We start from the raw sequence: 24748 nt of genomic DNA on the forward strand, positions 1-24748 counted from the left end.
CGACCAGGCCACGCGCGGCAGGACTCGACTGAGCGTATCAGCCGATCCCCGGCGCAATCCTCAGAATGATCGGAGGCAGACAGTGCTGTTCGCGACTGCCGGTCGCAGCTGTTCAGTCGATCACAGCCGCCCGTCGACAGCTGTTCAGTCGATCACAGCTGCCCGTCGACAGCTGTTCAGTCGACCGACGAGCCATGCCCGATGACGGGCCCCACGACTCGATCGATGGGAATGAAACCCCCGCCGGGTCGACCGAGCAGCGAACGGGAATCGGCCGAGTCGTTCCGGTTGTCGCCCATCACCCACATGGTGCCCGCGGGGACCTGCACCGAGAACTCGGTCGCCGAGGCGGGCAGCGATGTGTAGTCCTCGTCGAGGGGTTCGCCGTTGAGGAGGAGCCGGCCTTCGGGGTCGCAGCATTTCACTGTGTCCCCGCCGACGCCGATCACGCGCTTGACGTAGTAGACGTCCCGGCTGCCGAGCCCGACCCAGGAACCGAACTTCTGCAACGGGGTCGGCAGAGCGGCGTCGACGAAGGACCCGCGGCCGTCGAAGACGACGATGTCGCCGCGGTTGATGTCCCCGCGGAGGGCATCGGGTCGCCAGACGGTGATCTCGTCACCGACCTGGAGGGTGGGTTGCATCGACTCGCTGGGGATCGTGAACCTCTGGACGATGAAGCCGCGCACCGCCGCCCCGAGGAGGACGATGACGACGGCGAGGACCAGAACGGTCTTCCACCACCTCGGAGAGATGCGAAAACGCGACCCGTAGGTCGCGTTTTCGTGATCACTCGGCGCAGCGCCGGGCAAGTATCAGGCCTTTTCGCGGATGCGTGCGGCCTTACCGCGCAGCTTGCGGAGGTAGTACAGCTTCGCACGGCGAACGTCACCGCGGCTGAGCACCTCGATCTTCTCGACGATGGGCGAGTGCACCGGGAAGGTGCGCTCGACGCCGACGCCGAAGCTGATCTTACGAGCGGTGAAGGTCTCGCGGACACCGTCGCCCTGGCGACGGATGACGATACCCTTGAAGACCTGGATACGCGAGCGGGTGCCCTCGACCACGCGAACGTGGACGTTGAGGGTGTCACCGGCGCGGAATTCAGGCACGTCGGACTTCAGCGAGGCTGCATCGACAACATCAAGCTTCTGCATAGTGATTCTCCTGTGTCTTCCGCTTCAGGACGAGGACACGCTTTTCAGACCGGTTTGTCCGGTGAGTGGATCGTCTGCCGGGATTGCTCCCCGATTCCCGCCGAGATGACCTCGGCGAACAGTGCTGGGCACCCATCCCCCTGAAGCAGGTGAATGCCAACAAACGCGACGCCCTATTCTGTCACGGTTCGCCCATCCGACTCAAACCGGTCCAAGGCGGCGCGATCCCGGGCGTCGAGATCGCTCAGCTTCGCCAGCAGATCGGGTCGGACCTCGGCGGTGCGCTCGAGCCGTCGGTCCCGTCGCCATCTCGCAATCGCCTGGTGGTTGCCGCTGAGGAGGACCTCGGGCACCGCGTGGCCGCGCCAGTTCGCCGGCTTCGTGTAGATCGGGTATTCGAGGAGGCCGTCCTCGTGGCTCTCCTCCGTCAGCGACTCGGGATTGCCGATGACTCCGGGGATGAGCCGGCTGATCGCTTCGATCATCACCATCGACGCCACTTCTCCCCCGTTGAGGACATAGTCGCCGATGCTCATCGGACGCAGGTCGAAACGGTCTCCCGCCCAGTCGAGCACCCGCTGGTCGATGCCCTCATAGCGCCCGCACGCGAACACCAGTTGGTCGGTGCCGGCCAGTTCCTCTGCGGTGCGCTGATTGAACACGGGCCCCGCGGGGCTCGGCACGATGAGCACCGGCTTCGCCGCCGACGGGTTCTCCCCGCCGAGGTCGTCGTCCGTCGTCGCGCCACCCTCGCCGAGGCGGTTGTCCGTCGTCGCGGCACCCTCGCCGAGGCGGTTGTCCGTCGTCACGGCACCCTCGCCGAGGATGTGCTCGAGAGCCAGCGCCCACGGCTCCGCCTTCATCACCATGCCGGCGCCCCCGCCATAGGGAGAGTCGTCGACGGTCCGGTGACGGTCGAATGTGAAGTCGCGCAGATCGTGGATGGTGAGATCGAGCAGCCCCTGCTCCACCGCCTTGCCGATCAGCGACAGCTTCAACCCGGCCAGATAGTCGGGGAAGATGGAGACGACATCGATTCTCATGGTCGGGCTCATTCGGCGTCGAACAGTCCGGCCGGAGGGGTGACAGTGATTCTGCCGGCGTCCAGGTCGACGTCGGGAACGATCTGCTCGACGAAGGGAATGAGCACTTCGTGCCCATCGACGTGCTCCATGTGCAGCAGATCCTGCGCCACTCCGTTCGTGACATCGGTGACTGTGCCGACCTTGGCATCGCCTTCAAACACGTCGAGGCCGATGAGATCGTCGAGGTACCAGGCGTTGTCCTCTTCCTCCTCCTCGGCGATCTCACCAAGGATCAGGGTGTTGCGCACCTCCTCGGCGCGGGAGCGATCTGAGATCTCCTCGAAGCTGAGCAGCAGCCGGTCGCGGTGCCACCGAGCTGTCTTCAGAGTCAGCGGTCCGATGTCCGGGTCGGTGGAGTACGACTGACCCGGCACCAGCCGCTCGTCCGGGCGATCGGTGCGCACCTCGACGGTGAATTCCCCTTTGATGCCGTGCGGTTTACCCAACCGGGCGAACACCGTGTCCATGCTGCTCCTTCTTGTTCTCTGCTGCCGAATGGCGAGTCACATCCTCGCGATCAGAGCACAGTCTAACCGCGGAAGGCTCGGCGGATTCAGTTGAAAGCGCGCACGAACCCGGCTTCTGATCGATTTCGACCTCGATATCGACCACTACCCGGGGTTGTGCGCACTTTCAACTTCTTTTCGGTATCCCGGGGCCGGTTCGAGCGCTCACGGCGACGGCTTGGCGTCGCTGCCCTGCGCCACACCGGCCTGTGAATGCACTTGAGGGGCGCGGCAAGCAGCCACGCCCCTCAAGTTCGCCGATGATCACGCCTCGATGAGGTCCACCCGCACCGACTCGCGGTCGGCAAGTGAGTTGATCACGGTGCGCAGGGCCTTTGCGGTTCTGCCCGCACGGCCGATGACGCGTCCGAGATCATCCGGATGAACCCGAACCTCAAGCGTGGTCCCCCGTTGGGACGACCTGGACCGCACTGACACATCGTCGGGATTGTCGACGATGCCACGGACCAGGTGTTCGAGCGATTCAGCCAACATCTCAGGCTTCAGCGCTTTCTGCAGCAGGCTCTTCAGCCGCTTCCTCGGTCTTGCCCTTGCGAGTGATCGCTTCGCGGATCACCGATTCGGCGGAGGGAGCGACGTAAGGGGTCTTCTCGACCTGAGGCTTCACAGTGTTCACTGCTTCACCCTCGCCGGTGAACTTCTGCCAGTCACCGGTCAGCTTGAGCAGGTTGCGCACCTGGTCGGTGGGCTGGGCGCCCACGGAGAGCCAGTGCTGTGCGCGCTCGGAATCGATCTCGATGACCGAGGGCTCACGGGTCGGGTGGTAGATGCCGATCTGTTCGATGGCCTTACCGTCCCGACGGGTACGCGAATCAGCGACGACGACGCGGTAGAAGGGTGCACGGATCTTGCCCATGCGGGTCAAGCGAATTTTGACTGCCACTTTAGTGGTGTCTCCTTTTGTCTTTTTTGTTGCACAGAGGTTCCACAGAGCGTGGGGTTGATCTGTTGGAATCTGTGACCTGGACTATCACTCCGAAGCGGAAGAGAGGGCCCTCTTCGAAAGCAAAAGTACAAGAGTCAATTGTGCCAGAAAGCCCTATTTCTTGCCACCTGAGAACATCCCGCCGAAGCCCTTGGGCAAGTTGTTCAGGTCGAACTCCTCGTCCCCGCCGAGATCGACGCCGCCGAATGCGGAGCCGACCGGGTCCTGGGTCTTCCCGGTCTTCTTCTCCTGCGCCTGCTGTGCGCGCTTGGCAGGATTGCCCGACTGGCCGCCCTTGCGGCCCTTCTTCTTCCCGACCGCCTTCTTCTTGCGGTTCGGCGCGCCACCGGGCATGCCGGCCATTCCCGGCATTCCCGGACCGCCGGCGCCGGGCATCCCCGGCATTCCGCCGCCCTTGCTGAGTCCGCGCATCATCTTCTGCGCCTGGGTGAACCGCTCCATCAGCTGGTTGACCGCGGTCACCGTGGTTCCGGCGCCCTTGGCGATGCGGGCCCGGCGGGAGCCGTTGAGGATCTTCGGATTGCTGCGCTCGGCCGGTGTCATCGATCTCACGATGGCCTCGACGCGGTCGACCTCGCGGTCGTCGAAGGCTTCGATGGCGTCCTTGTACTGACTCATGCCGGGCATCATCGTCAGCATCTTCTTCATCGAGCCCATCTTCTTCAGGCTCGCCATCTGCGTCAGGAAGTCGTTGAGGTCGAAGTCCTCCCCGGACTCGACCTTCTTCTTGAGCTTCTCGGTCTCCTTCTCGTCGAAGGTCTTCTCGGCCTGCTCGATGAGGGTGAGGATGTCGCCCATGTCGAGGATTCGGTCAGCCATCCGGTCGGGATGGAACTGCTCGAAGTCCTTCATGGACTCACCGGTCGAGGCGAACATGATCGGCTTGCCGGTCACCTCGGCGACGGACAGCGCAGCACCGCCGCGCGAATCACCGTCGAGCTTCGAGAGCACGACGCCCGTGAAGTCGACGCCTTCGAGGAAGGCCTCGGCGGTCTTCACCGCGTCCTGTCCGATCATCGCGTCGATGACGAACAGGACCTCGTCCGGGTTGACCGCGGAGCGGATGTCCGAGGCCTGCTGCATGAGCTCTTCGTCGATTCCCAGACGTCCCGCGGTGTCGACGATGACGACGTCGTGGAGCTTGGACTTCGCGACGTCGATCGAGTCCTTGGCCACCTGGACCGGGTCGCCCACGCCGTTGCCGGGTTCGGGGGCGTAGACGAACGCGCCGGCCCGCTCACCGACGATCTGCAACTGGTTGACCGCATTGGGTCGCTGGAGGTCGGCGGCGACGAGCATCGGCCGGTGACCTTCGGACTTCAGCCAGTGGGCGAGCTTGCCCGCCAGGGTGGTCTTACCTGCACCCTGCAGGCCGGCGAGCATGATGACCGTCGGCGGTCGCTTGGCGAACTCCAGCCGGCGGGTCTGACCGCCGAGGATGCCGACGAGTTCGTCATTGACGATCTTGACGACCTGCTGGCCCGGATTGAGCGCGCCGGAGACCTCCTCGGACAGCGCCCGGTCACGGATCCGACCGGTGAAGGCGCGGACGACTGGCAGGGCCACGTCGGCGTCGAGAAGAGCACGACGGATCTCACGGATGGTCGCGTCCACGTCGGCTTCGGACAGCCGTCCTTTGCCCCGCAGATTCTTGAATGTCGCGGTGAGCCTGTCGGAAAGAGTATTGAACACCTGCAAGCCTTCTTCACGATGAATTGGTCGACTCTCTAGACTAGCAAGTTCCCCGGCCTCGACCGAAACGCCGGACCCGTGAATGTGCATGGAACCCCCGGTCCCGCCCCGGTCACTTCCCGCCGAGGTGGTGTCCGGGACCGGGGGGCACGCTCCCCTGCCGAGGTGGCCGGCGAGGGAGCGTGCGAGTCGTGCAGGCGCTCGGCGCCCCCAACCCTCAGCGCAACCCTCAGCGCAGCGAGTTCGCCCGGTCGGTGTGCTCGAACGAGTAGGCCTGCTCCGCGTGCTCGGAGGCGTCGATTCCCCGCATCTCCTGGCGGTGGTCGATCCGCAGCCCCATCGTCCGGCGCAGGACGACAGCGATCAGCCAGGTGACGACTCCGGCGAACACGATGGCCACCACGGTGGCGACGATCTGGGCGATGAGCAGGCTCAGCCCTCCGCCATAGAACAGTCCGCCGACCGAGCCCTCAGAGGGGACGGCGAAGAGCCCGATGAGCACAGTCCCGATGACCCCGGCGACGAGATGGACCCCGACGACGTCGAGGGCGTCGTCGTAGCGGAGCCGGTTCTTCACCTCGACGGCCAGGGCGGCGCCGGCACCGGCGGCGATGCCGATGATGATGGCGGCATAGGGTTCGACATCGGCGCAGGCGGGGGTGATGGCGACGAGCCCGGCGATGGCACCGGAGACGCAGCCGATGCTGCTCGGGCGGTGCGAGCGGATCCGCTCGACCACGATCCAGGTGATCATTCCGGCCGCCGGCGCGACCAGGGTGTTGATCCAGATCAGTCCGGCCTGCTCGACGGTCGACGCCGCTCCCCCGTTGAATCCGAACCAGCCGAACCACAGCAGGGCAGCGCCGACCACGGTGATCGGGATGTTGTGGGGACGGTGCGGGGTCGAGTAGCGGGCCCGCCGCCCCATCACGATGACGAGGACGAGCGCGGAGACGCCGGCGTTGATGTGGACCACCGTACCGCCCGCGAAATCGATCGCCGGGCCGAAGAACTCCCAGATCTCTCCGTCTTCGCTGAGCAGTCCCCCGCCCCACACCATGAAGGCGAGCGGACAGTACACCAGGGTCACCCAGATGGCCGAGAAGACGAGCCAGGTGGAGAACTTCGCCCGGTCGGCGACCGCTCCGGCGATGAGGGCGATGGCGATCATTGCGAAGGTCGCCGAATAGCCGATGGAGATCAGCGTCTCAGGGCTCTGCGCCACCGCCTCGGCGAGGCCGATCTGTGAGAGCGGGCTGCCGAACACACCCGCGACCGAGTCCCCGGAGGACATCCCGTAGCCGTAGAGCACCCACACCAGTCCGGCCACCGCCATGGCCGAGAAGACCATCATCATCATGTTGATGCTCGAGGTGATCCGCGTCATCCCACCATAGAAGAACGCCACCCCAGGGGTCATGAGCAGGACGAGACCTGCCGCGACCATCATCCACACATTCGCTGCGTCGAGTTCCATGTCATCACTTTCGCGTCCGTGCGGCTCCCCGTCGGAGCCGACCACTGACAGTGTCCATGACGGATGTCACAGCCGCGGGTCGGGAATGTTTCGGGTATGTGAAGCAGCCTCACTCGAGGAGTGCGTCGACGAACCCCTCCGCGGTGAAGGGCGCGAGGTCGTCAGCGCCTTCGCCCAGGCCGATGAGCTTGACGGGGACGCCGAGTTCCCTCTGGACGGCGACGACGATTCCGCCTTTGGCGGTGCCGTCGAGCTTGGTGAGCACGATTCCGGTGATGTTGACGGCCTCGGCGAAGACCTTCGCCTGCTGCATCCCGTTCTGGCCGGTGGTGGCGTCGAGGACGAGGAGCACCTCGTCGATGTCATGACCGTCGCCCAGCGGCCGGGTCGCGACTCGCTTGACCTTGCCGAGCTCGTCCATCAGCCCGACCTTGTTCTGGAGGCGCCCGGCGGTGTCGATGAGGACGACGTCGGTGCCCTCGACCTTGCCCTGTTCGACGGCGGAGTAGGCGACGGAGGCGGGGTCGGCACCCTCGTGGCTGCGCACGGTCTCGACGCCGACTCGCGCGCCCCAGGTGGTCAGCTGTTCGGCCGCGGCGGCGCGGAAGGTGTCGGCGGCGCCGAGGAGGACGGTCTTGCCCTCGGCCACGAGCACCCGGGCGATCTTGCCCACGGTGGTGGTCTTGCCGGCACCGTTGACGCCGACGACGAGCATCACGGCCGGTTCGTCCGCGGTGCGCGAGGTCGCGAGGCTGCGGTCCATGGTCGGATCGACGAGGTTGATGAGCTCCTCGCGCAGCAGCTGACGGACCACCTCGGGGTCGCGGGTGCCGAGCACCTTGACGCGATCGCGCAGCTTGTCGACGAGCTCGGTGGTGGGCTCGACTCCGACGTCGGCGAGGATCAGGGTGTCCTCGATCTCCTCCCACGCCGATTCGTCGAGGTTGTCACGGGAGAGCAGATTGAGCAGTCCGCGACCGAGGCCGGAGTTCGACTTCGCCAGGCGCTCCCGCAGCCGGACCAGGCGGTTCGCGGGTTCGGTCGGCACCTCGGTGCCCTTGACGGCGGCCTTCTCCTCGACGACGGATTCGGGAGTCTCCTCGATCGTCGCGGTGTCTCCGGTGACATCGGCGTCGATGCTCCGCTTCCGGCGCAGGTCCTTCTGCTTGGCGTTGACTCGCAGGCCGATGCCGAGTCCCACCACCAGGATGAACACGATGCCAACGACGACGAGCAGTACGATCGGCTGATCCATGGACGTCCGTCCTCCTTATTGCCTTGGGGAGTGATTGCCTCGGGGAGTGGTTGCTGCGGGGAGTGTGCCTGGAAGGGTGTCCTGGAAAGTGGCGCTCAGGACTCGCGCGCGCCGAACAGCAGTCCTGCTGTCGTCCGCCATCCCGTTCCCGATTCGGGGATCTTCCAGTGGCGGGTGCGGGGGCGGAACGTCAGCAGTGAGGGCGCGGCGTGCCGACGCGGCTGCGGCCGCAGTACATAGGAGTGGTCGCGGATCGCGGTGACGGCGGCCTGCTCGCGGGTGGCCAGGTGCGACGTCCCATCGTCATGGCCGAAGAATTCGTGGACCTCGTCGTCGTATCCGGTCCATTCCCGCGGCAACCGGAATCGTTGGACCTCGGAGGAGTAGCGGAGCCGGCCTTCGGCCCGCAGACCGGGCAGGGCGACGAGGAGGACGACGACAAGGGCAAGGGCGAAGGAGACGGCGAGTCCGAGGATGACGACAAGTACAGCATTCATGCCCTCGAACCACCTCGCGGTGCAGCCGCTAAGGACATGGACGACTCGCTCCTCATACCGACAACACTTCTGCAGACAACATTACCCAAGGCCCAAGTCTATAGTCCTCGCCGAGGCCGGTCGTCCGCAGGCTCGCATCGGGTCTGGGGAATTCCCTGAGACTCCCCTGGATTTCCCATCACTCCCGTAGTGGCTCTGTCGTGACTCCGGAGTCCCCCGGCGCTGCCTCGAAGGGTATCGCGTCGTGACTCACTCCTGCTCGGACCGTGGGATGCGCTGGGAGATGACCTTGGAGACTCCGTCGCCGTGCATCGTCACGCCGTAGAGGGCATCGGCGATCTCCATCGTCCGCTTCTGATGGGTGATGACGATGAGCTGCGAGGAGTCCTGCAGCTCCCTGAACACGGTGAGCAGGCGGGAGAGATTGAGGTCGTCGAGGGCGGCTTCGACCTCGTCCATGACGTAGAAGGGACTGGGCCGGGCCTTGAAGATCGCGACCAGCATCGCCACCGCCACGAGCGAGCGCTCCCCGCCGGAGAGCAGGGACAGGCGCTTGACCTTCTTCCCCGCCGGACGGGCGTGGACATCGACGCCGGTGGTGAGCATGTCGTCAGGGTCGGTGAGGCTCAGGGACCCCTCCCCGCCCGGGAACAGCCGGGAGAAGATGTCCTCGAACTCTCGTGCGGTGTCCGCGTATGCCTCGGCGAAGACCTGTTCGACGTGTCGGTCGACCTCCTCGACGAGCTTCATCAGGTCCCGGCGGGACGCCTCGATGTCGGCGATCTGCTTCTCGAGGAACTGGTGCCGCTCCTTGAGCGCCTCATATTCCTCGAGCGCGAGCGGGTTGACGGTGCCGATCCGCTTGAGGGCGGCGGCCGACTGCTTCTGCCGCTTCTCGACCTCGGCGCGGACGAAGGGCCGTTCCTCCTCCCCCTCGTCGAAGCCGGGGACAGGGGTGTCGGGGCCGTAGAGCTCGACCAGCCGCTCGAGTCCGAGGCCGGTCTCCTCCTCGGCCCGGTGTTCGATCTCTTCGAGACGCAGGCGGTGCCGTTCGCGGGCGAGTTCGGCCTCCTGGGCCGCGTCCTTGAGCTTCTGCAGTTGGGTGACGGTCGCCTTGAGCTCCTCGCCGAGGCGGCTCCTCTCCTCTTTCAACCCGCCGCGTTCGTCGACGAGGATCCGGACCTGGTCGGCGAGTTCGCCGACGGTGGTCTCGGCGGTGGCAGCCGCGGCGGTCGCGGTGTCGGAGATGACCTGCGCCGAGGCGGCCGCGCGCTTCTTCCGCGCGATCGTCCTCTGGGTCTGCTCCCGCGCGGCTTCCTCGGCGGAGGCGGAGCGGAGCAGGGACTGCACGCGGTCGTTGAGGAACCGGGCACGGTCGGTCGCGGCCTTGTGGGCGATCCGGGTTTCGATGACCTCTTCGGAGGACTGGGAGACCTGAGCGCTCAGGGCATCACGACGGCTGGTGTCGACGACCTCCTCGACCTCGCCTGCGCCGGCGAGCGCGGAATCCGCGGCCAGTGCCTCTCGTTCGGCGGCTTCGAGGCGGGAGGCCAGCTCTGCGTCGTTCTCGTGGGCCCGGTTCAGACGGGTCCTCGCCGCGTCGATGTCCCCGGCGATGCGGGAGACCTCCTCCGCGGCGGCCATGATCGCGGCGTCGGAGGCGTGCAGCGCCTCAAGCGCGGTGCTCGTGCGTGCTTGCGCCTGCTTGAGTGCGGGCTCGAGCCGGTCGAGCTCGACGTCGAAGCCGGAGAGCGTCTCCTCGAGTTCGGTGATCGTGGTGCGGGTGTCCTCGAGGGCCGTCTTCGACGCGAGCCGGGTTCCAGTCGAGGTCCGGGCCCGGCTGACGCGGGTCGGAGTGACGATCTCGCCGGTCACCGTGACGGCGGTGAGATCGGGGTGATCGTCGATGACGGCCAGAGCCTGCTTCGCATCGTCGGTGCAGACGACCGAGCGCAGGGCCGCCTTGAGCAGCCGGTCGAGTTCGGGGATGTCGCTGTCGACGAGCTCGCCCAGCCAGCGCGCGGACTCGGCATGCGGCGAACGGAGATCGACTCGATCGCCCGCCCCGTCGGCGCCGGGCCCCGTTCCATTGCCGTTGGCGCCCGTCCCGTTGATGCCCGGGCTCGCGGACTGCGCACCCGCCCCATTGACTCCCGCGGGGATCGTCAGGGTCACGTTCGTGTCCTCGCCGAGGTGGTCGAGCACTTCGAGGGCCACGTGTCCCGAGTCGACGAGGACGCCGCTGACCGTGTTCGACAGGGCTGCGGCGACCGCCATCTCGAATCCCTGGGCAACGCTGAGCCGTTCGGTCACGGCCGTGCCGACTCCGGGCAGATTCGCGTTGACGATGTCCTCGAGGTCGGCCTCGAGCGCGGTGCCCAGCGCCAGGGCCTCCGCCCGGGCCTGCGCCGAGGCGAGCCGGGAGGTCGCTTCCGCCTTCGCCTCCCTCACCCGCTCGAGGGCCTCTTCGATCTCGGTCTGAGCCGCCTTCGCCCGTTCGTACTCCTCGTCGAGTTCGCTCTCCCCCCGCTCGACGTCCTCAACCGCGGCCTCGGCTGCCTGCAGCTGTGCCTCACGTTCGGCGATCCGGGTGGACACGGAGTCGATCTCTGCCCGATTGGCTGTGAGGCGAGCGGTGAGGTCGGCGATCCTGTCCTTGGCGTGCGCCCGCTTCGATTCGAGGGAGGATCGGTTCTTCACGGCCTCGGTGACGGCGATCTGAGCGGCCTTGACCTCGGCTTCCGCGGCGCGCAGTTCGGCGGTGAGGTCCTCTTTCCGCTGCACAGCGGTCTCGAGCGCGGACGCCGAGGCGTCGACCTCCTGCTCGGCGGTGGCGAGCTCGGCCTGGAGCGTCTGCGCCTGCGCCCGCAGTTCGTCCGGTGACTTGGAGGGCCGGTTCGCGAGGCTGCTGACCTCTGACAGGAGGTGGGAGTGCTTGTCCGCGGCACGCTGTGCGATCCCCTGCGCCCGGACCATCTGGGTCTGGGTCCGCGATTCCGCGCTGCGCAGAGCCTCGAGCTCGGTCTCGACGGTGCTCAGCCGGGCTTCGATCTCACTGCGCCTGGCCTCCGTCCGCCCTCGTCTCTGCTCGAGTTCGGCGATCCGGTCCTGCTGGTCGCCGCCACCGTTCGTGGCGGCGAACAGCGACGCCTGCAGCCGCACCGCGTCGTCGGCGAGGAGCCGAGCGGTGGCGTCGCGGAGTTTGGCCTGGACCGTCGCGGCTTTCTGCGCCGCCTGAGCCTGCCGCCCCAGGGGTCCCAGCTGACGGTTGAGTTCGGTCCGCAAGTCGCCGAGGCGGTCGAGATTCGTCTGCAGACCGGTGAGCTTGCGCACGGCCTTGTCCTTGCGCCGCCGGTGCTTGAGGACGCCCGCGGCCTCTTCGATGAAGCTGCGGCGCTCGAGGGGGTCGGCGTGGAGGATCGCGTCGAGTCGTCCCTGCCCGACGATGACGTGCATCTCCTTGCCCAGACCCGAGTCGTTGAGGAGCTCCTGGATGTCGAGGAGCCGGGCAGGCGCGCCGTTGACGGCGTACTCGCTGCCGCCGCTGCGGAACAGCGTGCGCGAGATCGTCACCTCGGTGTAGTCGACGGGGATGGCCCCGTCGGTGTTGTCGATCGTCAGGGTCACCTCGGCGCGGCCGAGGGCCTGACGCTTGGAGGTGCCGGCGAAGATGACGTCGTCCATCTTCCCGCCGCGCAGGTTCTTCGCCCCCTGCTCCCCCATCACCCAGGACAGCGCGTCGACGACATTGGACTTGCCGGAGCCGTTGGGGCCGACGACGCAGGTGATGCCCGGCTCGAACTTGAGGGTGGTGGCCGAGGCAAAGGACTTGAATCCTCGCAGGGTCAGGCTTTTCAGATGCATCGTGCGTCCCAGCATATCGGCCCCCGCGCGGATGCGGCACGGGCCAAGCGCGGGTGTGGCCCTCACGACCGGCGAGGAGGATCATTCATCCTATGAATACCGAACCGTCATCCCCGGCGATCCGCATCGATGACCTGGTCGTCGAGCGCGGCCACACCACGGTCCTCGACCACCTCAGCCTCAGCGTCGAGGCGGGCTCCATCACCGGACTGCTGGGTCCATCGGGGTCGGGCAAGACCACGCTGATGCGGGCGATCGTCGGGACGCAGAAGCTCACGAGCGGCAGCGTCACCGTGCTCGGCCATGCGGCCGGGGACAAGAGGCTGCGCACCCGCTTGGCCTACGTCACCCAATCGGCGAGCGTCTACGACGACCTGAGCGTGTGGGACAATCTCAGGTACTTCGCCGCTATCCTCGGGGCCGAGGACGACATCGACGGAGTTCTGGCCGCGACCGACCTCGCCGATCTCGCGCGGCGCCGGGTGGGGGCGCTCTCAGGCGGGCAGAGGTCGCGGGTGTCCTTGGCGGCGGCCCTCCTCGGCGGACCCGACGTGCTTGTCCTCGATGAGCCGACGGTCGGCCTCGACCCGATCCTGCGTGCCTCCCTGTGGGATCTCTTCCACCGTCTCGCAGACGGCGGCGCCACACTCCTCGTGTCCAGCCATGTCATGGATGAGGCGACCCGCTGCGACGATCTGCTCCTGCTCTCCTCGGGTCGGCTCCTGGCCCAGGGCACGCCCGCCGGCCTCATCGAACGCACCGGGACGGACTCGATCGAAGCGGCCTTCATCAGCTGCGCCCGGGGAGGACAGTCATGAACCGCACCATCGCCACCACCCGCCGCGTGCTCACCCAGATCGCCCACGACAAGCGAACGCTGGGACTGCTCCTCGTCGTCCCCGCGCTGCTCATCGGCCTCGTCGCCTGGATCTTCTCCGAGACGCCGGTCTTCGACCACATCGCAGGGCAGTTGATCGCGATGTTCCCGTTCGTCACGATGTTCCTCGTCACCTCGATCGCCACGCTGCGTGAGCGGCGGTCGGGCACCCTCGAACGTCTGCTCACCATGCCGGTGTCGAGGGCCGACTTCATCTTCGGCTACGCGATCGCCTTCGGCCTCCTCGCTCTCGCCCAGTCCATCATCTGCGTCAGCTGGGCAGTCTTCGTCTGCGGGTTCGACCCCGGCGATCATGTCGCCGTCTTCGTCGCCACCACGATGCTCAACGGGATCCTCGGCACGGCCTTCGGACTCTTCGCGAGTGCTTTCGCCGCCACCGAGTTCCAGGCCGTCCAATTCATGCCGGCGCTCGTCTTCCCGCAGATCCTGCTCGCCGGACTGTTCCTGCCCACCGATCAGCTCCCGCGGGCGCTCGAGTTCGTCGCTCACCTGCTGCCGATGACCTACGCCTTCGACGCCCTCACCGAGGTGACCGTCGCGAACCCCGACATGAGTGCCGTCGCGTTCGACAACGCCGTCCTCGGCGGATTCGTCGTGGTGCTCCTGACCTTGGGCTCTCTGTCGCTGCGCCGCCGGACCCGGTGAATCCCGGCAGCCGGAGCCGGTCCCGACGACGACTGAGCGGGTGGACCACGGCACCGCGATCTTTTGGTACGATGGTCTCTCGTGCGCTGGCAGCAGCGTTCGTCCTCCGTAGCTCAGTTGGCAGAGCATTCGACTGTTAATCGAAGGGTCGCTGGTTCGAGCCCAGCCGGGGGAGCTGGAGTTGGCCCCGTCGCATCTGCGGCGGGGCCTTCGTCATCCCCCTGTCCGGTGCCGAACCTCGTGCGTCACCACGACGAACTGCGGTCGGTCCCGCGCGGAACTGTGTTGCCGCAGATTGCGATTCCGAAATTCCGCACGATTCGAAGTCCTCAGATTGCGGCGCAAATACGTGAGCTGGGTTACCTTTGAATTCTGGCCAAGGGCGTCCAGTCACCGGAAGGAGCGCCGAGCGCGGAAATCAACCTTGGCTTCGCCGCTTCGGCCCACAACTCATGAACAAAGAACAGGACAAAACTCGAGAGCTCATAGAGTTCCTCAAGAACCCCACCACGAAGCTGCGGCCGTTTCGGCCCAAAGGCCTCGACCCGATCGTCTTCGGAGTCTCTGCAGTCCTCGCGGTCGCATTCGTCGCCTGGGGCTTCATCTCCCCCGAAGGACTGGGTGCGGTCGCGGGCTCTGCACTGACCAATGTCATGGACAACTTCGGATGGCTCTTCGTCATCGCCGCGACGATCTTCACGGTCTTCGTCATCGTTGTCGCAGTGAGCAAGTTCGGGCGGATTCCCCTGGGCAAGGACGACGAGGTGCCCGAATTCAGGACGTCCTCGTGGATCGCAATGATGTTCGCCACCGGCATGGGAATCGGGCTCGTGTTCTACGGCGTCGGCGAACCGCTCTTCTTCTACATGTCTCCGCCACCCGGCACGGTCGAGGGGTCGAGTCCCGAGGCGTTGGACGTAGCCATGGGCACCACCCTGTTCCACTGGACCCTCTACCCGTGGGCGATGTACGCCATTGTCGGACTCGGAGTCGCCTACGGAACCTTCCGCCTCGGTCGCTCCCAGCTCTTCTCGTCCATGTTCACCTCGATCTTCGGCGAACGCGCCGTCCACGGTGCGGGCGGGAAGGTCATCAACATCCTCGCGATCCTCGCCACCCTGTTCGGCTCGGCCTGCTCACTCGGCCTCGGTGCGATCCAGATCGGCGGTGGAATCGAATCAGCGGGATTCCTCGACAACGTCACCTCTCCCGTTCTCGTCATCATCATCGCGATCCTCACCGCAGCCTTCGTCGCCTCGGCGGTGTCGGGAATCGAGAAGGGCATCCAGTGGCTGTCGAACATCAACATGGTGCTCGCAATCATCATCGCCCTCATCGTCTTCATCGGCGGGCCGACGCTGTTCATCCTCAACGTCGTCCCCTCGGCGGTCGGCTCTCTCATCAGCGACCTCCCGGCCATGGCTTCTCGCACAGCCGCTGACGGCGGGCAGACCGTCTCCGATTGGCTCTCGAGCTGGACAGTCTTCTACTGGGCGTGGTGGATATCCTGGTCGCCCTTCGTCGGTCTCTTCATCGCCCGCATCTCCCGTGGACGCACGATCCGCCAGTTCGTCACCGGCGTCCTCGTCGTGCCGTCGGTCATCTCGCTCATCTGGTTCGCGATCTTCGGCGGTGGCGCCATCGGCATGCAGGAGAGAGCCGAACGCGGCCAGGGCACGGTCGAGCAGCTCGCGAGCATCGTCGACGGAGCGCCCGACATCAACTTCGACCTCATCCTGTTCGACGTGCTGCGGGCTCTGCCTCTCCCGAGCATCATCTCCATCATCCTCATGATCGTCACCGTCGTCCTCATCGGAATCTTCTTCGTCACGGGCGCGGATTCCGCGTCGATCGTCATGGGTGGGCTGAGCGAGAACGGTGCGGTCGAGCCGCGCAAGAAGACCGTGATCTTCTGGGGCGTGGCCACCGGTGCGGTCGCGGCGGTGATGCTGCTGGCAGGCGGCGAGGACCCAGCCGCGGCGCTCAACGGGCTGAAGAACATCACGATCGTGTCAGCTCTGCCGTTCGTCATCGTCATGCTCCTGCTCTGCGTCGCACTGTGGCGGGACCTGCGCCATGATCCGCTCATCATCAAACGGGAGCTCGCCACCCACCTGCTCGACGACACGGTCGCGACCGCCGTTGACGAGTACAACGGTGAGCTGTTCGGTCTGAGCACGCAGGAGATGTCCGTGATCACGGAGGAAGACCTCGCCAAGGCCGGCCGTACGACCCCGATCAACGACGTCAGGCCGGCGTCCGACCGTCTGGGGACAGCGGACGACCGTCTGGGGACCGCCGACAGCCTGCGGACAGCCGACAGCCTGGGGACCGCCGACGATGCGGCGACCGGCGTCGGATCGAAGTCCTCGGCTCCCGCTGAGCCCGTCGTCAAGGACCCGCTGCCCTGACGCACGGCCCGGCTCCCGCGGAGCCGGAAAGTTCGGGACCCTCTGCCAAAACGCACAGCTGCGACCTGCAGGTGAACATGTCACCCGCAGGTCGCGGCTGTCTGCGGCACCGCTGTCAGCGGTACCGCGGTGCCTTCTGGCAGCTCGGACAGAAGTGCGAGGAACGGCCGCCGATGACGAGGCGACGGATCTCGGTCCCGCACCGCACACACTCCTGGCCACCGCGCCCATAGACGAGCAGCGCGCGGTCCCGTGCGCTCGAAACTCCCGCCACGCGCGAGTGACGATCTAGGCTCGACTCATGGCCGATCAGCAGACAGGGCGGGCGGAGATCGTTCCGAATCCGACGATGCCGAACGTCGACGCCTCGATTGCCGAGCAGTTCTCCTCGGTCTTCTCATGGATGAGCTCTCTTTCTCCTGCCGAGCGAGAAGCGTGCGCGGAGGACCTCGCATCAGCGGCGGGAACCGAGTCGTTGGTTTCCGAACTGAGGTCGTGGAAGGAAACCGCTGCGGCCGTTGCAGCCGGGTCCCGCGCGGTCGAACTCGAGTGGCTCGACTAGGACGGCGGCCCTGCGTCGTCAGACCGGCCTCGAGCTATGCTCGTGCCATCACGATCAGCCCGTGGCCGCAAAGGCGCGGGCTGATTTTCTTCTTCCAGGGAGGACCACGGGTCGATCGACGACCTGGTCGACCTCGCGCGTCACTTCAGGTTCTCGAAGAAGAACGTCTCGATACGATCAAACGGGATCCGGCCCTTGCGGTCATAGAGGTCGACGTGGTCGGCCTCGGGAACGATCACGAGCTCGGTGTCCGTCGGTGAGTCCTTGTGGACGTCCTCGGAGTAATAGCGGGAGTGAGCGTTCGCTCCGGCCGCGAGCAGGACCGGGCACGAGAGCCGGTCGAGGTGGGCCATGAGCGGGAAGCCGAAGAACGATGCAGGTGTCGTCGCAGTCCAGGCGGTGTTGGAGTTGATAGACCGCTTGTGATAACCCCGGTCAGTGCGGTAATAGTCGAAGAAGCTCGCAGTGACCGGATCGGCGTCCTCGGGAAGCGTCTCCGGCAGCACTCTGTCGCCGGTGACGATGTTGCCGTGCTCGTCGAAGGGCACTTCATGCAATCCACGGGCGGGAGTGCCGTTCTCAGCGTCGACCCACCGCTGCCGACTGTAGTAGTCCGCGACGGCGCGCTGCTGCTCAGGAGTGTAGTAGTCCTGGTGGCCGCGGGAGATGCTGCGCGACATGTCGTACATCGACGTAGTGGCGACGGCCTTGATCCGGCTGTCGGAAGTCGCTGCGGTGATCGCCATGCCGCTCAACCCACAGATGGCCTGTAGGCCGATTCGCTCACGATCGACTCGGCGCTGCAGCCCGAGGAAGTCCACGGTCGCACTGAAGTCCTCGGTGAAGATATCGGGGGACGCGACGTCGCGGACATCTCCGCCGCTCTGGCCGGTGAATGAGGGGTCGAAAGCGAGTGCGACGAACCCGCGGCTGGCGAGCTCATTGGCGTACAGGCCGGATGACTGTTCCTTCACCGCACCGAACGGGCCGCTCACCGCCAGTGCAGGAAGCTTGCCGGACGCGTCCTTCGGAACGTACAGGTCGCCGACGATCTCGATGCCGAAGCGGTTCCGGTAGCGCACCGGGGTGCGCCGCACCCGGTCGCTCAGCTCGAAGGTGTAGCCTCCTCGCCCCGTGGCCGCCGGCGAACCGCCGTCGGGAGCCGCCGACACCGGCGAGGCGGTCAGCGCGCTGGTCGCACCAATGACGCCGAGGGCCGTCCCCGCCCCCACGGCCTTCAGCACTCTGCGTCGTTCCATCGTGTGAGGCTGCGAGGTGCCGTTCTCAATGTTGGTCGATTCCATGTCCACGGTTTCCTAACTGTTGCGTTCACTTTCGGCGGTGACGCCGTCACTCCCGGGCGGCAGCGTCGTCTCGCTCGTACGGCCAACGCTATGCACGGCGTGGCCGGCGTGGGAGTCCCTTTCGGTACCTGCCCCGGCCGGGACTCCCACGCGTCTGCCTGCGGTGGTGGAGTGGGTGGAGACAGAGCAGACCGGCGTCATGTCGCCCGCAGAATGCTGAATCCCGATCCCAGGCTCAGCAGACGAAAGTCGCGTCGCCCCATCAGAGAGGACCGATGACAATGACCACCTCCACGCGTACCGTCCAACCACTGTGGCGCAGCCTCGTGGCCACGGCGGCGCTCCTCGCCGTGGCAGCGACCGCGCTGCTCCCGGCATCGCCGGCCGCCGCGCATCACGGCTGGGACGGCTTCGAGACCAACGAGCTCGTCTACATCGCCGGCACCGTCTCCTCCGAGGGAAGCTGGGGCGACCCGCATTCGCACTTCGACGTGACCCTGGATGCCGAGCTCCCCGCCGACACGCCAGAACTGACGATCCCCGAAGAGCTCTCGGGCCCTGAGGACCGCGTCCGAGTCGAGGCCGCTCTCGCCTATGGCGGCCGTCATGACGACCTCGAGATCGTCATCGCTCCGCCGTGGTGGTCGAGCAGCAATGGTCTGGACCGCTCGCTGGAGGTCGGAGAACGCTTCCACGGCGTCGGATACATCAACAGCACCGATGATGGCCTCTTCCGGCCGGTCGCATTCTGGTACGGAGACGACAATGCGCCCGTCAACCAGGTGATCGGCAACTCGCTCCCGATCAGGGCACCTTTGCCGGGCGATGCGGAAGCCGGCAATGAACCTGCAGGTGATCCGTCTGAAGCGGACGATCCCATGGAGATGACCGCTCCGGCAGAGGAGGCCGGGACCGCAACAGACGGCGGCTCCCAGCCGTGGACCGTCTGGGCGGTATTCGGTGCTGTTGTCCTCGTGGTCCTTGCGGGCGGAATCGTCTATGTGCGCCGCCGCACCCGTCATCTTGAGCGGAACTCTGATGCCTGACTGGCTCGAACAGGTTCTGCATCTGCTGCAGGAATCGCCGCTTGGCGAGGCCGTGCGTTCCACTCCCTTCATGTATCCGACGCTCGAGAGCCTCCACATCCTCGGGATCGCCGTGCTCGTCGGTCCGGCCTTCGCGTTCGACCTCCGGCTGCTGGGCATCGGGCACAATCTGGTGCCTGTCACGGAGGCCGCACGCTATCTCCTTCCCGTTTCTCACTTCGGACTGGGCATCGCCGTCGTCACCGGCGTGCTGCTGCTCAGTTCGCAGGCCGTCGGTGTCGCCGGCTCCGGCGCTGCCCCGTGGAAGCTCGGCCTCCTGCTCCTGGCCGGGCTCAACGCCCTCGTATTCCACCGCGGTGTCTACCGGAGAGTCTTCCAGTGGGCGGACACCGATGCCACGTCGATTGCGGCCCGCGTCTCGGCGGTCGTCTCCATGATGACGTGGACGGGTGTGATCTTCGCAGGACGGTTCCTGGCCTACGTCTGAAGGTCCGCGACCGGCGGCTCCCGCTTCATCATCGACACTCACCCCTGTAAGGAGAACCCGACATGACCGAGATCACGAGGCGTGGTCGCATGGATCGTGGGCATCGCCGCGGCGTCCGCTCCGACCGAGACATCGACGCCGAGTCTGCCCCCGCATCCCGTTACCCGTCCGAAGGATCCCGCCCCGTCATGCCCCAAGCAGCCGCAAGAGCCGCCGCCGGAACCGCCCGGCTGCCGCTGTTGATCTACGTCCTCGCCATCGGGGTGTTCCTGATGGGCACCACCGAGTTCATCGTCGCGGGCATCCTCCCCGAGATCGCGACCGACCTCGGCGTCGGCGTCGCCGACGCCGGCCTGATGATCACCGTCTTCGCGATCGGCATGATCATCGGCACGCCGCTGATGGCGATCGCCACGCTCAAGCTCCAGCGCCGCCTCGCGCTCTCCCTCGCCCTGGTCGTGTTCGCGATCGGCCACGTCGTCGTCGCCCTCACCTCCAGCTTTCCGCTCATCCTCGGCATGCGCTTCGTGACCGCACTGGCCACCGGCGCGTTCTGGGCCGTCTCCGCCGTCGTCGCCGCGAAGGCCGTGGGCCCGCGGCTCAGCTCGAAGGCGCTCGGCATCGTGCTCGGCGGCGGGATGCTCGCCAACGTCATCGGCGTGCCGCTGGGCGCATTCGCCGGGCAGGCGATCGGGTGGCGCGGCCCGTTCTGGGCCCTTGCCCTCCTCGCTCTGATCGCCGTGCTCCCGATCCTCAAGCAGGTTCCCGTCGACCCGGCGGAAGGCCCGGTCCCCTCGGTCCACGCCGAGATCGCCGGCCTGCGCGACCTGCGCATCTGGCTCGTCCTCGGCGGCGCGGCCATCGTCTGCGGCTCGTCGCTGGCCGCCTACAGCTTCATCTCCCCGCTGCTGACCGAGAACACCGGCATGGCCGCCTCGACCGTCCCGCTTGTGCTGCTGGCCTACGGCCTCGGCGCGCTGATCGGCTCCAACCTCGGCGGCGCGCTGGGCACCCACCGTCCCTACGGCGTGCTGTTCACCGCCGCCGCCGTGACGCTCTTGGTCCTCGTCGGCCTCGCCCTCTTCTCCCACTCGGTGTTCGCCACTGTGGCCCTGGTGTTCCTGCTGGGCCTGTTCGGCATGGCCACCAATCCGATCCTCATCGGCAAGGCCGTCGGGTACGCCGACGAAGCGCCCACGCTGGCCTCCGCCCTCGCCACCTCCGCGTTCAACGTGGGCACCGCCGTCGGCTCCTGGGTCGCCGGGTTCGCCCTCGAGTCCGCGCTCGGAGCGACTGGACCGGTCGTCGTCGGAGCGGCCATCGCGGCGCTGTACTTCCTCCCGCTCAGCGCCCTGGTCGTCAAGGACCGCCGCGCCGAGCGCCGGATCCTGAAGGACACTCGGCCGGACGGCGAGCCCATCGTGGTCGAGGCCTGACCGCTCCGGCCGGAACGAAGGGACGCCCCGGACTCGCGAGAGGCGAGGCGGGGCGTTCTCTCGTCTCCAGCGACCTACAGCGGTCGGTCCTGTGGACGCCGCCCTAAGTGATGGGGGTACCGCGAGTGACTCCCTTGGACGCCGCGTCCGGTCTACCGTTTAATGCATGGACAACAAGGCGGAAGTGCGCGAGTTCCTGATCTCCCGCCGCGGGAGAGTGGAGCCGAAGGACGTCGGCCTGCCCGCTGGCACGAACCGCCGCGTGGCGGGCCTGCGGCGCAGCGAGGTCGCGACCCTGGCCGGGGTCAGCGTGGAGTACTACACCAAGCTGGAGCGCGGCGCGATCCGGGGCGCGTCCCCGGAGGTGCTGCACGCGATCGCGAAGGCGCTGCTGCTGGACGACGCCGAGCGAGCGCACCTGTTCAACCTGGCCCAGGCCGCCAGCCCGGTCGCCCGTCAGCCGCGGAGGCGCAATTCGAAGTGCTGGACGCCGCACCCGAGCCTGCAGTGGACGCTGGACGCGGTCACCGCGGGCCCGGCGTTCGTGCGCAACGGACGGATGGACCTGCTGGCGGCGAACGCGCTGGGCCGGGCGTTCTACAAGGAGGCCTACGACATGCCCGGCCAGCCTCCGAACATCGCCCGTTTCACCTTCCTGGACGAGCGCGCGTACGACTTCTACCCGGACTGGGATTCCTTCGCCGAGATCACGGTGTCGATCCTGCGGACTGAGGCGGGCCGCGACCCGCACAACAAGGAACTGCACGACCTGATCGGGGAGCTCTCCACCCGAAGCGTGGAGTTCCGCCGACTGTGGGGCGCGCACGACGTGCGCCACCACGGCACCGGGTTCAAGACCTTCCACCACTCGGTCGTCGGAGAAATGACCCTGGCCTACGAGGGCATGGAGATGGAGGCCGAGCACGGCCTGACCCTCACCATCTACTGCGCCGAGCCGGGATCGGACTCTGCAGAGCGCATGCGGCTGCTCGCCTCCTGGGCAGCCAGCGAGGATCGCGATGCCGCAACCGCCCGCGAACAGTCACATGCGGCCGTCGACGCAGAGCCGTCCAAGTGGCGCGACTGACGCCCACCCGCTTCCGAGAAAGGAGCCTCCGGACGCATGAAGATCACCTTGCACCTCGGCGACGACCTGGTCGCCGGTGAGCTCTACGACAACCCGGTCGCCGACCAGGTCGCCGAGCTGCTGCCCCTCAAGGCAGCCTTCGACGACTTCCACGACCAGGAGAAGCTGCCGCGGCTCCCCCGCGCCCTCGACGTGAGCGGCGTCCCGCGCGCCGACGCGCCGCGGCCGCGCGAGATCGGCTACTACGCGCCGGGCTCGTCGCTGGTGCTGTACCACGCCAGCCCAGGCCGGTGGCCCGGACTCGTCCGCATCGGCCGATTCAGCCACCCGCTCGTCCGGCTTCGTGCCCTGCCCGACGGCGCGCGGATCACGATCGCCGTGGCCGAGCAGGCGACGACGGGGACGAGCCCCTGACCCGGGTGGGAGGCCCTGACAGAGACTCCCACCACGAGGCCGAGCATGGTCTGGTTGAAGAGCAGCAGCCGTATCAAGGACCATGAGGAGAACGACTATGCGCGCAGTCGTCATGCACGCCCCCGGAGACGTCCGCACCGACGAGGTCGAGAAGGCCACGATCGTCGAGCCCACCGACGCGGTCATCCGCGTCACCGCCGCCTGCATCTGCGGCTCCGATCTCTGGCCGTACCGTGGCATCGAAGAGGTCAACCAGCCGACCCCGATGGGCCACGAGTACATCGGCGTCGTCGAGGAGGTCGGCAATGACGTGAAAGACATCAAGGTCGGCGACTTCGTCGTCGGTTCCTTCGTCGCCTCCGACAACACCTGCGAGATCTGCCAGGCAGGGTTCCAGTCCCGCTGCGTCCACCAAGTCATGATGGGCTCGGTCGGGACCCAAGCCGACTACGCCCGCATCCCCCTGGCCGACGGCACCCTCGTCAAGGTCGACGGCGAGCCTACAGAGGCCCAGACCAAGAGCCTGCTCGCCGCCTCCGACGTGCTCGGCACCGGCTGGTTCGCCGCCGTCGCGGCCGAGGCCGGCCCCGGCAAGACAGTCGCCGTCGTCGGCGACGGAGCCGTCGGGCTGCTCGCGATCCTCGCTGCCAAGCGCCTCGGCGCGCAGCGGATCATCGCCATGTCCCGACACGCGGACCGGCAGGCGATGGCGAAGAAGTTCGGAGCGACCGACATCGTCGAGGAGCGCGGCGACGAGGGCGTGGCCAGGATCAAAGAGCTCACGAACGGATATGGCGCTCACTCCACCGTGGAGGCCGTCGGCACCCAGGAATCGATGATGCAGGCTATTCACGCCACCCGTCCCGGCGGGCACGTCGGCTACGTCGGCGTCTCCCACGGCGTCGAACTGGACGGTCTCGACCTGTTCTTCTCCACCGTCAGCCTGCTCGGCGGACCCGCGCCCGTGCGCAGGTTCCTGCCCGAGCTGGTCGACCTCATCATGACCGACCAGATCGACCCTGGCGTCGTCTTCGACCTCGAACTGCCCATCGAGCAAGCGGCCGAGGGGTATACGGCGATGGACGAGCGCCGCGCCACCAAGGTCCTGCTCACTCTGTGATCGAACGGGCGCAGGAATCACCACCACGACGACACAGGAGAAGCAACATGCCGACCACTTTCGACTTCACCGGCAAGACCGTGTTCATCACCGGAGCCGGCAGCGGAATCGGGCGTGCGACCGCGGAGGCCTTCGCCGCGGCCGGTGCCGATGTCACGGTCACCGGCACCGAGGAAGCACCGCTGCGCGAGACCGCGAAACTCGTCGAGGCCCAAGGGCGGAGGGCGCACGTCGCCATCTGCGACGTCACCGACAGCAAGAACGTCGCAGACGCTGTGGCCTCGGCCGTCCAGACGCTCGGCCCGATCAGCATCGGCGTCAACAACGCCGGCATCGAGCAGCCTCCCAAGCCGCTGGCCGAGACGAGCGACGAGGAGTTCGACGGTCTCATCGCGGTCGACCTGCGCGGCGTGTTCGTCGCCATGAAGTACGAGATCCTCGCGATGGGCGAGTCCGGCGGCTCGATCGTCAACATCTCCTCCGGGGCCGGCGTCATCGGCATCAAGGGCCAGGCCGCCTACGCCGCGGCCAAGCACGGCATCCTCGGCCTGACCAAGTGCGCGGCGCTCGACTACGCCGACCAGGGCATCCAGATCAACGCCATCTGCCCCGGCATCGTCGAGACCCCCATGATGAGCCGGTTCTCCGGCGGCACCCCCGAGGGCCGCGCCCGTGTCATCGCCCAGGAGCCGATCGGCCGCATGGGCACGCCCGAGGAGATCGCCTCCGCAGTGCTGTGGATGTGCTCCGACCTCGGCGGGTTCACCATCGGCCACGCGCTGGTCGTCGACGGCGGCCAGACCGTCGGCATCAGCTAGAACCCCGCGTCCGATCGAAC

At 66.9% G+C, this 24748-nt stretch carries 24 protein-coding genes and 1 tRNA gene; 12 read left to right on the forward strand and 13 right to left on the reverse strand.

All coding sequences use genetic code 11. The features are described 5' to 3' along the window. Positions 1–176 precede the first annotated feature (176 nt). The 11 genes from lepB to RIT73_RS05085 form a co-directional block, all read right to left on the reverse strand. A complete protein-coding gene (lepB, locus tag RIT73_RS05035; protein WP_309130963.1) occupies positions 177–812 on the reverse strand; it encodes a signal peptidase I in 636 nt (211 codons plus the stop codon). Positions 813–815: 3 nt separating this feature from the next. Continuing rightward, positions 816–1157 carry a 50S ribosomal protein L19 gene (rplS, locus tag RIT73_RS05040; RefSeq protein WP_309130964.1) on the reverse strand — a complete coding sequence of 114 codons (342 nt, stop codon included), beginning with the start codon at positions 1155–1157 and terminating at the stop codon, positions 816–818. Positions 1158–1330: 173 nt separating this feature from the next. Then, positions 1331–2200: a tRNA (guanosine(37)-N1)-methyltransferase TrmD gene (trmD, locus tag RIT73_RS05045; protein WP_309130965.1), complete on the reverse strand. Its 870-nt coding sequence runs from the start codon at positions 2198–2200 to the stop codon at positions 1331–1333. Positions 2201–2208: 8 nt separating this feature from the next. Then, positions 2209–2709 (reverse strand): ribosome maturation factor RimM, encoded by a 501-nt coding sequence (rimM, locus tag RIT73_RS05050; RefSeq protein ID WP_309130966.1) that lies wholly within the window; start codon positions 2707–2709, stop codon positions 2209–2211. Positions 2710–3012: 303 nt separating this feature from the next. Continuing rightward, positions 3013–3243, reverse strand: a complete 231-nt coding sequence (locus tag RIT73_RS05055) for an RNA-binding protein (protein WP_309130967.1) — start codon at positions 3241–3243, stop codon at positions 3013–3015. Between the two features lies 1 nt (position 3244). Then, entirely contained in the window at positions 3245–3652 is a 408-nt protein-coding gene (gene rpsP, locus RIT73_RS05060; protein ID WP_309130968.1) for a 30S ribosomal protein S16, read from the reverse strand. Between the two features lie 156 nt (positions 3653–3808). Further along, a complete protein-coding gene (gene ffh, locus RIT73_RS05065) occupies positions 3809–5407 on the reverse strand; it encodes a signal recognition particle protein (protein ID WP_309130969.1) in 1599 nt (532 codons plus the stop codon). A 229-nt stretch (positions 5408–5636) separates the two neighbouring features. Then, positions 5637–6884, reverse strand: a complete 1248-nt coding sequence (locus tag RIT73_RS05070) for an ammonium transporter (protein ID WP_309130970.1) — start codon at positions 6882–6884, stop codon at positions 5637–5639. Between the two features lie 109 nt (positions 6885–6993). Then, entirely contained in the window at positions 6994–8139 is a 1146-nt protein-coding gene (ftsY, locus tag RIT73_RS05075; protein WP_309130971.1) for a signal recognition particle-docking protein FtsY, read from the reverse strand. A gap of 95 nt (positions 8140–8234) precedes the next feature. Further along, positions 8235–8636 carry a hypothetical protein gene (locus tag RIT73_RS05080; RefSeq protein ID WP_309130972.1) on the reverse strand — a complete coding sequence of 134 codons (402 nt, stop codon included), beginning with the start codon at positions 8634–8636 and terminating at the stop codon, positions 8235–8237. A gap of 249 nt (positions 8637–8885) precedes the next feature. Further along, positions 8886–12500, reverse strand: a complete 3615-nt coding sequence (locus RIT73_RS05085) for an AAA family ATPase (RefSeq protein ID WP_309130973.1) — start codon at positions 12498–12500, stop codon at positions 8886–8888. A 92-nt stretch (positions 12501–12592) separates the two neighbouring features. Here RIT73_RS05085 and RIT73_RS05090 point away from each other — a divergent pair, with 92 nt between their 5' ends. The 4 genes from RIT73_RS05090 (at position 12593) to RIT73_RS05105 (ending at position 16454) form a co-directional block, all read left to right on the forward strand. Beyond that, positions 12593–13318 (forward strand): ABC transporter ATP-binding protein, encoded by a 726-nt coding sequence (locus tag RIT73_RS05090; protein ID WP_309130974.1) that lies wholly within the window; start codon positions 12593–12595, stop codon positions 13316–13318. Next, positions 13315–14043, forward strand: coding sequence for an ABC transporter permease (locus RIT73_RS05095; protein ID WP_309130975.1), 729 nt, complete (start codon positions 13315–13317; stop codon positions 14041–14043). The genes RIT73_RS05090 and RIT73_RS05095 overlap by 4 nt, the downstream gene beginning before the upstream one ends. A 102-nt stretch (positions 14044–14145) precedes the next feature. Continuing rightward, positions 14146–14218 (forward strand) — tRNA-Asn (locus RIT73_RS05100). 277 nt (positions 14219–14495) lie between these two features. Then, the gene (locus RIT73_RS05105; protein WP_309130976.1) at positions 14496–16454 is read left to right on the forward strand and encodes a BCCT family transporter; all 1959 of its coding nucleotides are present in this window, start codon (positions 14496–14498) and stop codon (positions 16452–16454) included. 115 nt (positions 16455–16569) lie between these two features. Here the strand turns inward: RIT73_RS05105 and RIT73_RS05110 are convergent, their stop codons facing one another. Then, entirely contained in the window at positions 16570–16728 is a 159-nt protein-coding gene (locus tag RIT73_RS05110) for a zinc finger domain-containing protein (protein ID WP_309130977.1), read from the reverse strand. Between the two features lie 27 nt (positions 16729–16755). On the opposite strand from RIT73_RS05110, the gene RIT73_RS05115 reads away from it, so the two are divergent. Beyond that, positions 16756–17016 carry a hypothetical protein gene (locus RIT73_RS05115; RefSeq protein ID WP_309130978.1) on the forward strand — a complete coding sequence of 87 codons (261 nt, stop codon included), beginning with the start codon at positions 16756–16758 and terminating at the stop codon, positions 17014–17016. 140 nt (positions 17017–17156) lie between these two features. On the opposite strand, the gene RIT73_RS05120 is transcribed toward RIT73_RS05115, so the two are convergent. Next, positions 17157–18275 (reverse strand): alpha/beta hydrolase, encoded by a 1119-nt coding sequence (locus RIT73_RS05120; protein ID WP_309130979.1) that lies wholly within the window; start codon positions 18273–18275, stop codon positions 17157–17159. Between the two features lie 326 nt (positions 18276–18601). Here RIT73_RS05120 and RIT73_RS05125 point away from each other — a divergent pair, with 326 nt between their 5' ends. From RIT73_RS05125 to RIT73_RS05155, 7 genes are all read left to right on the forward strand, one after another. Further along, entirely contained in the window at positions 18602–19366 is a 765-nt protein-coding gene (locus tag RIT73_RS05125; protein ID WP_309130980.1) for a hypothetical protein, read from the forward strand. Then, a complete protein-coding gene (locus tag RIT73_RS05130; RefSeq protein WP_309130981.1) occupies positions 19359–19853 on the forward strand; it encodes a DUF6644 family protein in 495 nt (164 codons plus the stop codon). The genes RIT73_RS05125 and RIT73_RS05130 overlap by 8 nt, the downstream gene beginning before the upstream one ends. Before the next feature lie 62 nt (positions 19854–19915). Beyond that, positions 19916–21289 carry an MFS transporter gene (locus RIT73_RS05135; RefSeq protein ID WP_309130982.1) on the forward strand — a complete coding sequence of 458 codons (1374 nt, stop codon included), beginning with the start codon at positions 19916–19918 and terminating at the stop codon, positions 21287–21289. 166 nt (positions 21290–21455) lie between these two features. After that, positions 21456–22376 carry a helix-turn-helix transcriptional regulator gene (locus tag RIT73_RS05140; RefSeq protein WP_309130983.1) on the forward strand — a complete coding sequence of 307 codons (921 nt, stop codon included), beginning with the start codon at positions 21456–21458 and terminating at the stop codon, positions 22374–22376. 36 nt (positions 22377–22412) lie between these two features. Then, the gene (locus RIT73_RS05145) at positions 22413–22790 is read left to right on the forward strand and encodes a cyclophilin-like fold protein (protein ID WP_309130984.1); all 378 of its coding nucleotides are present in this window, start codon (positions 22413–22415) and stop codon (positions 22788–22790) included. A gap of 97 nt (positions 22791–22887) precedes the next feature. After that, positions 22888–23910 (forward strand): zinc-dependent alcohol dehydrogenase family protein, encoded by a 1023-nt coding sequence (locus RIT73_RS05150; protein WP_309130985.1) that lies wholly within the window; start codon positions 22888–22890, stop codon positions 23908–23910. A 47-nt stretch (positions 23911–23957) separates the two neighbouring features. Next, on the forward strand, positions 23958–24728 hold the full coding sequence (locus RIT73_RS05155; RefSeq protein WP_309130986.1) for a glucose 1-dehydrogenase: 771 nt from the start codon (positions 23958–23960) through the stop codon (positions 24726–24728). Positions 24729–24748 lie beyond the last annotated feature (20 nt).

It is taken from the genome of Brevibacterium sp. (assembly GCF_031179145.1).
Lineage (GTDB): Bacteria > Actinomycetota > Actinomycetes > Actinomycetales > Brevibacteriaceae > Brevibacterium.

Coding starts and splice junctions, on each gene's coding strand:
- RIT73_RS05120 (WP_309130979.1), bottom strand. CDS start 18,275: ATGGAACGACGCAGAGTGCTGAAGGCCGTGGGGGCGGGGACGGCCCTC.
- RIT73_RS05055 (WP_309130967.1), bottom strand. CDS start 3,243: ATGTTGGCTGAATCGCTCGAACACCTGGTCCGTGGCATCGTCGACAAT.
- rimM (WP_309130966.1), bottom strand. CDS start 2,709: ATGGACACGGTGTTCGCCCGGTTGGGTAAACCGCACGGCATCAAAGGG.
- RIT73_RS05135 (WP_309130982.1), top strand. CDS start 19,916: ATGACCGAGATCACGAGGCGTGGTCGCATGGATCGTGGGCATCGCCGC.
- RIT73_RS05115 (WP_309130978.1), top strand. CDS start 16,756: ATGGCCGATCAGCAGACAGGGCGGGCGGAGATCGTTCCGAATCCGACG.
- RIT73_RS05140 (WP_309130983.1), top strand. CDS start 21,456: ATGGACAACAAGGCGGAAGTGCGCGAGTTCCTGATCTCCCGCCGCGGG.
- RIT73_RS05125 (WP_309130980.1), top strand. CDS start 18,602: ATGACCACCTCCACGCGTACCGTCCAACCACTGTGGCGCAGCCTCGTG.
- RIT73_RS05105 (WP_309130976.1), top strand. CDS start 14,496: ATGAACAAAGAACAGGACAAAACTCGAGAGCTCATAGAGTTCCTCAAG.
- RIT73_RS05085 (WP_309130973.1), bottom strand. CDS start 12,500: ATGCATCTGAAAAGCCTGACCCTGCGAGGATTCAAGTCCTTTGCCTCG.
- RIT73_RS05095 (WP_309130975.1), top strand. CDS start 13,315: ATGAACCGCACCATCGCCACCACCCGCCGCGTGCTCACCCAGATCGCC.
- RIT73_RS05070 (WP_309130970.1), bottom strand. CDS start 6,884: ATGGAACTCGACGCAGCGAATGTGTGGATGATGGTCGCGGCAGGTCTC.
- RIT73_RS05150 (WP_309130985.1), top strand. CDS start 22,888: ATGCGCGCAGTCGTCATGCACGCCCCCGGAGACGTCCGCACCGACGAG.
- RIT73_RS05130 (WP_309130981.1), top strand. CDS start 19,359: ATGCCTGACTGGCTCGAACAGGTTCTGCATCTGCTGCAGGAATCGCCG.
- RIT73_RS05080 (WP_309130972.1), bottom strand. CDS start 8,636: ATGAATGCTGTACTTGTCGTCATCCTCGGACTCGCCGTCTCCTTCGCC.
- RIT73_RS05090 (WP_309130974.1), top strand. CDS start 12,593: ATGAATACCGAACCGTCATCCCCGGCGATCCGCATCGATGACCTGGTC.
- RIT73_RS05155 (WP_309130986.1), top strand. CDS start 23,958: ATGCCGACCACTTTCGACTTCACCGGCAAGACCGTGTTCATCACCGGA.
- rplS (WP_309130964.1), bottom strand. CDS start 1,157: ATGCAGAAGCTTGATGTTGTCGATGCAGCCTCGCTGAAGTCCGACGTG.
- ftsY (WP_309130971.1), bottom strand. CDS start 8,139: ATGGATCAGCCGATCGTACTGCTCGTCGTCGTTGGCATCGTGTTCATC.
- trmD (WP_309130965.1), bottom strand. CDS start 2,200: ATGAGAATCGATGTCGTCTCCATCTTCCCCGACTATCTGGCCGGGTTG.
- RIT73_RS05145 (WP_309130984.1), top strand. CDS start 22,413: ATGAAGATCACCTTGCACCTCGGCGACGACCTGGTCGCCGGTGAGCTC.